The 11,289-nt window shown below is 44.8% G+C and carries 11 protein-coding genes; 3 read left to right on the forward strand and 8 right to left on the reverse strand.

Annotation, left to right across the window (positions count from 1 at the left end; genetic code table 11):
* Window positions 1-12: 12 nt before the first annotated feature.
* On the forward strand, window positions 13-2,166 hold the full coding sequence (locus C7I86_RS06090; RefSeq protein WP_010872378.1) for a hypothetical protein: 2,154 nt from the start codon (window positions 13-15) through the stop codon (window positions 2,164-2,166).
* 16 nt (window positions 2,167-2,182) lie between these two features.
* Here C7I86_RS06090 and C7I86_RS06095 read toward each other — a convergent pair whose 3' ends face one another.
* The 4 genes from C7I86_RS06095 to C7I86_RS06110 form a co-directional block, all read right to left on the reverse strand.
* Window positions 2,183-2,995: a hypothetical protein gene (locus C7I86_RS06095; protein ID WP_010872379.1), complete on the reverse strand. Its 813-nt coding sequence runs from the start codon at window positions 2,993-2,995 to the stop codon at window positions 2,183-2,185.
* Window position 2,996: 1 nt separating this feature from the next.
* Complete coding sequence (locus tag C7I86_RS06100) at window positions 2,997-3,509, reverse strand: type IV pilin protein (RefSeq protein WP_010872380.1); 513 nt, start codon at window positions 3,507-3,509, stop codon at window positions 2,997-2,999.
* 98 nt (window positions 3,510-3,607) lie between these two features.
* Window positions 3,608-4,114: a type IV pilin protein gene (locus C7I86_RS06105; protein ID WP_010872381.1), complete on the reverse strand. Its 507-nt coding sequence runs from the start codon at window positions 4,112-4,114 to the stop codon at window positions 3,608-3,610.
* A gap of 143 nt (window positions 4,115-4,257) precedes the next feature.
* Window positions 4,258-5,580 (reverse strand): bifunctional 2-polyprenyl-6-hydroxyphenol methylase/3-demethylubiquinol 3-O-methyltransferase UbiG, encoded by a 1,323-nt coding sequence (locus C7I86_RS06110; RefSeq protein ID WP_010872382.1) that lies wholly within the window; start codon window positions 5,578-5,580, stop codon window positions 4,258-4,260.
* A gap of 154 nt (window positions 5,581-5,734) precedes the next feature.
* Between C7I86_RS06110 and C7I86_RS06115 the strand changes: the two genes are divergently transcribed.
* The gene (locus C7I86_RS06115; protein WP_010872383.1) at window positions 5,735-6,340 is read left to right on the forward strand and encodes a hypothetical protein; all 606 of its coding nucleotides are present in this window, start codon (window positions 5,735-5,737) and stop codon (window positions 6,338-6,340) included.
* A 3-nt stretch (window positions 6,341-6,343) separates the two neighbouring features.
* On the opposite strand, the gene C7I86_RS06120 is transcribed toward C7I86_RS06115, so the two are convergent.
* Together C7I86_RS06120 and C7I86_RS06125 are read right to left on the reverse strand one after the other, a co-directional pair.
* Entirely contained in the window at window positions 6,344-6,781 is a 438-nt protein-coding gene (locus C7I86_RS06120) for a DUF29 domain-containing protein (RefSeq protein ID WP_010872384.1), read from the reverse strand.
* Entirely contained in the window at window positions 6,774-7,226 is a 453-nt protein-coding gene (locus C7I86_RS06125) for a DUF4351 domain-containing protein (protein WP_010872385.1), read from the reverse strand. Before C7I86_RS06125 ends, C7I86_RS06120 begins: the two co-directional genes overlap by 8 nt.
* Window positions 7,227-7,275: 49 nt before the next feature.
* Here C7I86_RS06125 and C7I86_RS06130 point away from each other — a divergent pair, with 49 nt between their 5' ends.
* Entirely contained in the window at window positions 7,276-8,271 is a 996-nt protein-coding gene (locus tag C7I86_RS06130; RefSeq protein WP_010872386.1) for a pentapeptide repeat-containing protein, read from the forward strand.
* A gap of 14 nt (window positions 8,272-8,285) precedes the next feature.
* Here C7I86_RS06130 and C7I86_RS06135 read toward each other — a convergent pair whose 3' ends face one another.
* Window positions 8,286-9,395: an RNA polymerase sigma factor, RpoD/SigA family gene (locus C7I86_RS06135; RefSeq protein ID WP_010872387.1), complete on the reverse strand. Its 1,110-nt coding sequence runs from the start codon at window positions 9,393-9,395 to the stop codon at window positions 8,286-8,288.
* A 514-nt stretch (window positions 9,396-9,909) separates the two neighbouring features.
* Window positions 9,910-11,211 carry a threonine synthase gene (gene thrC, locus C7I86_RS06140; protein ID WP_010872388.1) on the reverse strand — a complete coding sequence of 434 codons (1,302 nt, stop codon included), beginning with the start codon at window positions 11,209-11,211 and terminating at the stop codon, window positions 9,910-9,912.
* Window positions 11,212-11,289 lie beyond the last annotated feature (78 nt).

The raw sequence follows: 11,289 nt of genomic DNA on the forward strand, positions 1-11,289 counted from the left end.
ATTATCAAACAAATGAAAATTGAAAAGCAAGTTAATGATTTAAGAATAATTGAACTTGAAAAAGAACTGGAAAATAATCCTTTTATCCCTATTTTATATTGGGAGTTAGGATTGAATTATCTTATCTCTGTAGGGGAAGAAAAAGCGGAAGAAATTTGGTCGCTGGGTTTGTTGCAATGCTTTACATCTTTTGATGAAGGGTTGCTTTCACTAGTTGGCTTTATTGAACAACACATAGAGCTTAATAAAAATGATAAACAAACAGTGTTGATATTATGGCAACAGATAATCAAGATAGTCCCCAATTACCTGGCAGGACATCTAAATTTACTTGTTGTTGCCTGTGAGCTTAAGGTATTCTCGGCTGAGAAGCTGGCTTATTTAGGCACAGTTGCGTTAATTAATTCTATTGATTCTGGTTGTATTAGTCAACAAGAAGAAGAGCTTTTATTAAGGGCCACTCTATCAATTTTAGAGTTTCCCACTGCCCTTTCCCTTGATTTTTTAAGATCTAGTATTCCACTTTTAGTCAATTTGCCTTGGTGTGATGCTGTTATGGCTTTTGCTAATAGTATGGTTTATGATAAGCAACTTTTTAGTTATGGTGTTGAAATTGCTGAAATCTGCCTTCAATATTCTCCGAATAATCTTTTTATTCTTAATGATCTTATCCGATTTTACGGACTACGTAAAGATCAAGATGCTCTATTAAGAACAGCAAGAAATCTATTAAATATTTTCAGACAACAAGACTTTGAGCCTGATTTTGGTTTTTATTTATCATCAAGATTATTATCTGCTTTTATGACAGGCAATGATTGGGAACAAGTTCAAAGTATAGCTTCTATTTTCAAAGATTATTTTATTTTATTACAAAATGAAAAGTCTGTTGTCTTAAATAATTTTTTAAGAGACCGCTTTTGGGGACTGGGGTTTTCTCTACTTTACCTATTTGATGAACCTGAATCTAATCGTCGATGCTTAAATTTTAACGCTAGTATTTTTCAGCAAAATTTAACTGAGAATCAAAATAAGACTATTTGCCAAGAAGAAAATTTGCCTAAGAAAAAACAAGTTTCTCTAAAACGGATTGGTTATATTGCCCATACTCTCAGGCAACATTCAGTGGGATGGCTATGCCGTTGGTTATTTAAGTATCATGATAGGGAAAAATTTGAAATTTTTGTTTATTTGATCGGACAACCAGAAGATGAGTTAACCGAAAACTGGATTTATCCTAATGTCAGTAAATACTATCACTTTGGTCGGGATAAAAATGAAATTATTAAGCAAATTAAGCAAGATCAAATTCAAATTTTGGTAGATTTGGATGTGCTGACCCATAATATTACGGCCCAGGTGTTGGCCCACAAACCGGCCCCTGTTCAGGTTAGTTGGTTAGGGTCGGATGCATCAGGTTTACCGGCGATTGATTATTTCATTGTTGATCCCTATGTTGTTCCTGACGATGCCGAGGGCTATTACCGGGAAAAATTATGGCGTTTGCCCCAGACCTATCTGGCAGTGGATGGTTTTGAAATGGGAACACCAACGTTAAGTCGGGAGCAATTGGGAATTAAGCCCAATACGGTTATTTATCTTTCGGTACAGAATAAGATCAAATCGAACCCCAATATCTTAAAGTTACAACTACAAATTTTGCAGTCAGTGCCCGATAGTGTGTTTCTGATTAAGGGAGGTGGTGATAATGAGTTAATTCGGGCAATGGTGGAGCAGTTGGCCAAGGAAATGGGGCTTGATCTTCATCGGATTCGGTTTTTACCCAAGGATGGGGATGAGATGACCCATCGGGCTAACCTGAGCATTGCCGATGTGGTGTTGGATACCTACCCCTACAATGGTGCAACGACGACGTTGGAAACGTTATGGATGGAAGTACCGTTAGTAACACGGGTAGGAAAACAGTTTGCGTCCCGCAATAGTTATACTTTCTTGACTCAGTTAAATATTAGGGAGGGCCTCGCTTGGAATGATCAAGAATATGTTTATTGGGGCACTCGTTTTGGATTAGAGAAGAGTTTGAGAGAAAAAGTAAAAAATGAGTTGAACTTGGGCAAGTATAAATCTAAACTTTGGAGAGCGAAAGATTTCACTCAGGAGTTAGAACTAGCTTATGAAGGAATGTGGAATGGAGATCTAGATTAAAATTATCAATCTTTTTTTAGTCAAAATCATCGGGAACTTTAACTGATATTTGTCCACCTGGCTCAACAGTTACTTTCCCGCCAAGTCGCTCTATTTCTTTAACGACTCTTTTAAAGGTCTGAGCATCTTGACTACTGCCCAAAATGCTTAACCAGGCACCAATTTGAGCCTTTCTACTATCTGGATTTTTTTCTAAAAATTTGATGCTATCGGTGGTGACATTGATAAAGTTCTGGTTTTCGTCATTTTGGGAATGTCGTGCCCATTCAACAGCTTTTTTATAAGACTCCTTAGCCGCTTGTGGATCTGCTAAAAACAATAACTCATTAGTTCCTTTCGCTCTCCACACATAGTAAGGTGCTGTACCTGGAGAAAGGAACTGTTCGGGCATTTTTTCCAGACTCTTGCCAAGCAATTCAACACTAATTTTAGGATAACCAGCAAAAATAGAAGTGCTAGTTTCGAGTCTTAGGAGAGCGTTAACAAACAAAGGATCTTTCTCGGATACTAATTTGAAGTATTCTGGGCTTAACCCATAACCAACTAAATCTCTGGCATCACTGTCACCAAAATATTGTATGAATTGCAAATAAAGCCAATCAGCAACAAGATTATCAAATCCAAGGGCTGGTATTTTGCCTAGTATTTCTATATCTATTTTTTCATCTGCTTCAAGGGTTTTGTAATCTTCTTCAGTCAAAGACTGCCCTGGAGCTTGAAGAGCGGGTCGCTGTAGAGTAATCAACCCAATTAGACTGGCAAATGCTAAACAGGGAGAAAATAAATTTTGAAAAACAAATCGAGCGTGTAAATTCAGCTTAAATACCATATCAAAAAAGCTTAATACCGTTTACACAGTCCCCAGATGAGTTATTTGGTGCCTCTGTGCTGTTTGTCTCGGCTGGAACAGGACTTTGACACAATACTACTCTATAAGTTTGGTTCTCATAGTACACTCCCATTGCAAAATTACGGGCATTTTGCTGAACACCATTAGTTGCTGTAGCACTACTTTTGGCTACATCAGTTCCAATTAATTGAGGCTCTGAAATATCATAATAATTGCTCTGAAAACTAATTTCTAAAGCTTGGTTGCTCTCAGCGAAAGAGGCTTTTTCAAAAAAATAGGACTGCTGGGCTTGACCAATCGCACTCAGTATCTGCTTGGCCTCAGCTTCCCTCGCTTTACCTATCTGGGAGAAAAGATTCGGCAACGTCATTGCTCCCAACACTCCCAAAATAATAACCACAACAAGCAGTTCCAGCAAAGTAAATCCTCTTTGTCGGGTACCATTGAAATGCCGACAGTTAGATGAACTACCGATAGAAAATTGGGCTTTCATAACAATAGTGTGAAAATATTAACCCAAAAAAAAGAGGGTGCAGTAGGTAAGATAAGACCAGCTCATCATTCCCGCACCACTCAAAACATAATAGGGTCCTATTTAATTACTTCAGCACCACCACAATCATTAGCCCCTCCTGGGGTTGGGGGAGTATCTTCACTACCTGCTTCAGCCCGACAAACAACAGTACTGAAGGCGCGGGTGCCTGAATCGTAAAACGTTCCACCTGACATGGAGCGGGTGCCGTCAGCCTCCCAATTCAATGCCGTTGCGTCTTGGATAGCTTCTGTGTTGTCAGCAGTGTTAACTGCAAAACTAAAGAAATTACCATCAGGAGCTGGGACTTCAAGCGTTTCCGTATCGGTTGCAAACGTACCCTTCTCAGTAAAATAACCTTGTTGGGCACGGTTCAAAGCACCGATAGTGGATTTAGCTTCGGACTCCCGTGCTTTACCAACTTGACCCAAGAGGTTAGGCAGAGCAATAGCAGCCAATACACCGATAATAATTACAACAACCAGCAGTTCGATTAAGGTGAAACCACCTTCTGCCCGTTTTTTGGAGAGTTGAGAGAGGAGTTTGAATTTAAAATTACTAGCCATGATTGTCTTCTTCCTTCTGTAGGGGAAATTTAAATAACTGGTCGGAACCCTTCTAGCTGTAACTTACCCATCGCCCCTCATTTGCCTATCACCCTGCTCAAAAAATTTTGTTGTATGGACTGGCCAGCATTTTCAACCTATGCTCACCGTTCTTCTAGCATTAATAACCCCAGTTCCTCATACATCACCAATGCTCCCCCCAATGCGGATTCTTCCCGCTGGGAATCATTCGGCCCCAGAGTGACCGCATCCACCGGAGAAACCTGCAACCAGCGTTCCAAAAGGAAAGACAACGGCTTGGCCCCATCCCACAAAGATAGGAACATTGCAATGGCTGAACGGCGATCAGACCAGATACTTTCCTGCAAAAAAGGGAAAAAACGACGTAGATCCATCGGTGCCACAACTCCCGGTATGGTTAGTTGCTCGTGGAATGACTCTGATTTCAAACAAGGATGGAAATGCACCCAAAGCCTTTCACTAGCAACCTCTGACCAATCTAGAATAGGCAAAGCAGATTCTGGTTGGGGATGCCCACACCAAAAATCTAACAATCGCTTATTGGGCTGAATCAGTTCGTAAAAACAAAGCTCTTCTTCTAGGTCAGCATTTTCTAGTCCCATGGCCAAGTAAGCAGGAAGGTTATCTGGTTCCTTAAATAACTGCCGCCAATCCCAATCTTGCCAGTCCACCATGCTGATTAGCTCCAAACTAGATTGGGTGAGGCATTTTAACAACTGGGGCATAGTAAAGCCCTTGTCGTTTTGTAGTAAATGGTTGCTTAACAAGCGGTGATTATCGTTCTTATCAAAGTTATTGCCCCAAGCCCTTACCTTTAAGTCCACATTGTCCCGTAGGGCTGTAAAAAAATCTCTGACAATACCAAGCTCCATTTCCTCTGGATTATCATCCATCAACCCCATATTCCCGAACAACTCCTGACAACGATAGTAGGGTAAACGTTGATAATAGCTGTGGAGATTACCCCGAATAATGCCATCAGGCTTTAGGATTGCCCTTAACTGTTGCAGGGCCAAGGTTAAGTCCGGGAGTAAATATAAAATATCGCTAGCACTAATGTAGTCAAATTTTTGTCCCAACTGATCTAAATCTTCCAGAGCAAGCACATGGAACTCAGAATTGTCGATTTTGTGATATTGCAAACGCTCCTCAGCAATCTTAATGGACTCTGGGGAAATGTCGATGCCCACCACCTTCGCCCCCGGATTGGCCAACGCCATCGTTAACGTTGTTGCACCTGTGCCACAGGCCACATCTAGCATCACCCGGTTTTCCAGATCAGTGATCACCTTACCATCCCGTCGATAGCGAGCCGTGACCAAACTGCCCTCGTAAAGCAATTTCACATTGTCTTTTGGAGATTCCTCGATGGGAATATTGGGATAGGGATGACTCTCGAATTGCTTTAGGGACTTTTCCAAATAATCTCGCTTCATCTCAGCCATCGGGTCACTCCTTTTATTACCTAAGCCATCATCATTAATAAGCCTTTCCTCAGACTACCCAAATTTGGTATCTGGTTCTCCCTTTTGATCGCCTAATTCCACAGCTTCAACAAAACTACAATGGAAAAGCCCCCTCTTTTACTGCCAGAAGTCCATGACCACCACCCTCGACGAAGTGCTCGACCTTTTCAAACAGGTCGCCCAAGCCCAGAAAGAAACCGATCGCCTATTGCGGGAACAATCTCAAGAAACCGATCGCCAGTTACGGGAATCGGAACAACGATTTCAAAAATCCATTATTGAAAACGAAAAAGGCTTCAAACAGTTACGCAAGGAATTGGGTAACTTAGGGCAATCCTGGGGACGATTTGTTGAAAATATGGTCGCCCCTGCCTGTGAAACCCTATTTTTAGACCGGGGTATTCCCGTCCATCAAGTAAGTCAACGGGTTAAAAAACGCCTGAACAGTGACACCCTGGAAATAGATATTCTCGTGCTCAACCAAGACCACGCCCTAGTGGTAGAAGTCAAAAGTAAGCTTAGTGTGCAGGATGTCAAAGATTTTTTGACTAATCTGGCAGAATTTAGAAGATTTTTTCCCGAATATGAGCAAAAACAAGTTTACGGTGCCGTTGCCGCCATGGACATTGAAGAAGGAGCCGATAAATATGCCTACCGCCAGGGCTTATTCGTGCTGACCCAATCCGGAGAAAGCGTCAGCATTTTAAATAGCGACGAGTTCCAGCCCAAAAACTGGTGAGACCTAGGTATTGGGCCAAAAATCTGAATCTAGAATTTCTACAATGGTGAATGGACAACTATCCGGAAATTGATCATCCGGTAAATCGGTTTCCGCAATGGCCAAATCCCTCGCCTCCTGCCAACTTTCCGCCATCGCTTCGTCCAAACGGGATTTTAGTCCCGGATTCCGTCTTAACAACTTGGCTAGGGATGTTCGCTGAACTCGGATAGTTGCCCGCCAGCTATTAGTCCGTTTCCAATGTTGAACCTGCCATTTCAAAAGATGGGCGACTAAAACCATTAAGCGTGATTCAAGTTGGTCATAGTGACGATTCCCCAAATCTTGAATCTCCTCTATCAAATGCTCCAAATCTAACTGTTCAAAACGTTTTTGAGACAAAAGATCCGCTTGTTGCTGAGTCCAAGTAAAAAAATCCTCAGTATAAAGAAGACTATCCATGGCCGATTTCTCCCAACCAATCTTCCACCTCTGACAATTGTTCAAAATCCAGCAACGCCTCCCCCAAACTTTCCAACTGAATCGTCCCCAACTGTCGAACCCGCTCCACTAGACCATTAGGCAATACTCCAAACCGCCGGGTTAAAATCCGCAAGATCAAGGGTGATTCCCCCCGTTGTTCTCCCCGCTGAAGTCCTAACTTCAGACCTCGTTCCAGTCCCTGCTGTTCGCCTTTCCGCATCGACTCTGCCACAATACTTTGGTAAACCACCGATTCCCGCATAACTCCCTCCCTAAGGTATAGGTTAATCAAAGACTTTTCAAAATTGATCCCAGCTAATAACTGAAGACAGGCAGCTACATTATTTCGTTCAGCCCTGTCCTCGATTATATCCACTCGCCTTGCCACATTGGCTAGTAAACTGACTCCGACGGATTCTTCCATAACTTAAGATGATTAGAGAGTTGATTTGATTTTTCCCCTCTCAAAATTTATGGAAGCCAAGGAATTGGTCCAACGCTATCGCAACGGCGAAACTTTATTTACAGGGCTAAAATTACCGGGGATTAATCTAGAAGCCGCCGATTTGATCGGTATTGTGCTCAATGAAGCGGATTTACGGGGGGCTAACCTGCTTTTTTGTTACCTCAACCGGGCTAATCTAGGTCAGGCTAATTTGGTGGCGGCGAACCTAAGTGGGGCTAGTTTAAACCAGGCAGACCTGGCCGGAGCCGATCTACGCAGTGCCAATTTTCACGGGGCCATGCTCCAGGGGGCTATCCTGCGGGATAGCGACATGACCCTGGCCACTCTCCAGGATACGAATTTAATTGGGGCGGATCTACGGGGAGCGGATTTAAGTGGTGCTACCCTCACCGGGGCCTGTTTGCGGGGAGCTAATATGCGTCAGGAAAAAAAGGGCTACTACACCAATCTCCAGGCCGCTATCCTCGGTCGGGCAGACCTCCAGGGGGCCAACATGAAGGGGGTAGATTTAAGCCGGGCAGATTTAAGCTACGCTAACTTGAAGGAGGCTAATCTGCGAGATGTGGATTTGCGTAAGGCAGACCTGAGCTACGCCAACTTAAAAGGGGCCCTGCTAACTGACGCTAACTTGTCGGGGGCAAAGTTAAATGGTGCCGATTTACAAAATGCCAATTTGATGCGAGCGAAGATTTCTGAGGCAGAAATGACGGCAGTGAATTGCCAGGGGGCCATTATGACCCATGTCAACCTGAATCGGACCAATCTCACGGGGTCCAATTTGAGCTTCACCCGCATGAACAGTGCCGACCTGAGTCGGGCCAACTTGACTAAAGCTAACCTACAGGAAGCAGAGCTGATTGAAGCATTTTTTGCCAGGGCCAATTTGACGGAGGCCAACTTCATCAATGCCAACTTGGTGCGGGCGGATCTAATGAGTGCCAATATGGTGGGGGCAGATTTTCAAGGGGCGACTATGCCGGATGGGCAAGTGCGTCACCACTAGAAATTTTACGGTATCTATAACCAACCTTTGAGGCGGCGGGCCACTTGGGGACGACGGAGTTTCCGCATGGCTTTGCTTTGGATTTGTCTAACCCTTTCCCGGGAAAGATTAAACATATTGCCCACTTCCTCAAGGGTGTAACTTTGGTGGCTGGCAATGCCGTAGCGCAGACAAATCACTTCCATTTCCCGTTCCGTTAGTACCTCGGCCAATACTTCGACAATTTCCCGCCGCAACATGGATTCATTCATCAAATCCTCCGGCAACTGCAGTTGTTGATCTTCTAGTAGATCTACCAACTCGGTGTCTTCCCCTTTGCCTACCCGATGGTTTAAGGACAGGGACTGACGACGCAATTGCAGTAATTGTCTTAGTTGGGCAGGGGTAATGTCCAAAGCAGCGGCCAATTCCCCTTCGTTGGGATTGCGCTTCAATTCCTGCTTGAGACTGCGTTGGGCTTTCTTGATTTTGTTGAGCTTTTCCACCACATGGATGGGCAAACGAATGGTGCGAGCGTCATTGGCAATGGTGCGGGTGATGGCCTGGCGGATCCACCAGTAGGCATAGGTGGAAAATTTATAACCTTTATCGGGATCAAACTTTTCTGCGGCTCGGTTGAGACCGATCGCCCCTTCTTGGATCAGGTCGAGGAAGGGAACACCACGGTTGAGGTAACGCTTGGCAATGGAAACCACTAGGCGGAGATTGGAGCGGATCATCCGTCGTTTGGCAGCCCGCAGTTGATAAAGCCAAATCTCAAATTGTCTGACCTGGGGAAATTCTAGGGCTTGCCCCCACTCCTGGAGGGAAGGCGTTCGTTCCAGTTGTTGGGTGAGTTGTTGTCTAACATCTTCTGCGCTGACCAACAATCGGATTTGTCTAGCCAATTCCACTTCTTCGGCGGCACTCAGGAGGGGATAGCGGGCCATTTCTTTAAAAAAAGCCCCCACAGTGTCTTCACTTACTGCTTTATTAAAACTTCCTTGTTGGCCATCTCCCAGGGTGACTTCGATCGCCGGAGGGTCATCATTGGCGATCGCCTGGCCATCAGCGAGGCCATCCAAAGCCTGCCATTGGTCAACGGCACTGGTGTTGGGGGTGGAGAGGGAAGACATATCGCTCATAGGTTGAAAAAACTAAACGGAAACAATCGAGAAAGGAAAAGATGTGGCAACAACAAGGCCACCCAAGGAAACAGAAAACAACCAGAAATTATCCAATCGGCCAGAGCATCATCCAGATAGACCACCCCAACGGTTAAGGCTCTCCACTTTCAGCTATGCGCACTGCGGTAGTGGTGTTCCAGAACCAGATACCAGTCCCCGTGGCTAGATTGTGTCATTGATTTTCCAAAAATGGCAAAACTTTAGTTTTTTTTAATATCTATCTGTCCAAAATATCGTTAAATTTTCACGGCAGTGTAATTCGTGATACAAACTTGATTTGATCGCCATTTTTGTCAGCTTTCCTTAATTTCAAGGCGATCAACGTTAAAATTGCCAAAAAAATCCGCCCTGGTGAAACCACAGCGGACAATTTCCTAAAAGGAATGATTAATGAAAATTAGTGGGAAAAATACGGCAGTTAACCAATTAAATCCAATCAAATCAGTCAATAACCCTAGTTTCCTGCTGAAATCTAGACCAAAACCTGTTGCCATTCCAAGCGTTCCAACGTGCGGGAGCGCTCCAGGGCCCGCTCAAAGCTATCCAGGTTGGCATCGATGGTGAGGGGTTCTCCCACATGGCTTTGTACCGCTTCCTGGGTTTTTAAACCATTACCAGTGATGTAGACCACCGTAGTTTCTTCGGGATCAATTTTGCCCGCTTCCACTAGTTTTTTCAGCACTGCAACGGTGGTGCCCCCAGCGGTTTCGGTAAAGATGCCTTCGGTTTCCGCCAACAGCTTGATCCCTTCGATAATTTCGGCATCGTTGACGCTTTCAATGTTGCCATTGGTTTTGCGGGCAATGTCCAGGGCATAAACTCCGTCAGCGGGGTTGCCGATGGCAATGGATTTAGCAATGGTGTTGGGTTTGACTGGCTTAACAAAGTCCCGGCCCTCTTGGAAAGCAGTGGCGATGGGGGAACAACCCTCTGCTTGGGCACCACTGAAACGCACTGGCTTATCATCCACCAAACCGACTTTGATAAATTCTTGGAAGCCCTTGTGGATTTTGGTGAACAGGGAACCGGAAGCGAGGGGAGCCACAATGTGGTCGGGCAATTTCCAACCCAATTGTTCCGCCACCTCAAAGCCCAGGGTTTTGGAGCCTTCGGAGTAGTAGGGGCGCAGGTTAATGTTCACGAAACCCCAGCCGTAGCTGTTGCCCACTTCACAGCAGAGACGATTGACCTGGTCATAGTTGCCTTTCACTGCCATTAGGGTGGGATTGTAAATCAAGGTCCCCAATACTTTGCCTGCTTCCAAATCCGCCGGGATAAACACACAGCAGTCCAAACCGGCATGGGCGGCGATCGCCGCAGTGGAGTTGGCCAAATTACCGGTGCTGGCGCAGGAAACGGTGGTGAAGCCCAATTCCCGGGCCCTGGTCAGAGCAACGGACACCACCCGGTCCTTGAAGCTCAAGGTGGGCATATTAACCGCATCGTTTTTAATGTAGAGATTTTTCAGCCCCAGGCGGCGGGCTAAACGATGGGATTTAACCAAGGGGGTCATGCCAGTGCCCACATCAATTACATCTTTACCAGTGACGGGCAGAAAGGCGCGGTAACGCCAAATGGAATTAGGACCCGCTTCAATGGTTTCCCTCGTAACGTGGCGGCGGATTAAATCGTAGTCGTAGGCCACTTCCAGAGGAGCAAAGGTTTCCTCACAGATGTGTAGTGCTTTGAGGGGATATTCGGTATTGCCTTCCTTGGAAACCAGTTTGGTACAAGCGGAAATAAATTCTGGAGCCGTGGTGGTGGCGGTGGTCATGGGGCAAAGTCCTAAATTTCATTAATCTTTCGGCATGCTAACACGGGGCAAAATGGGCGTCAATTAATCCCGACTAAT

The organism is Synechocystis sp. IPPAS B-1465, assembly GCF_003015225.1.
Classification (GTDB): Bacteria; Cyanobacteriota; Cyanobacteriia; order Cyanobacteriales; family Microcystaceae; genus Synechocystis.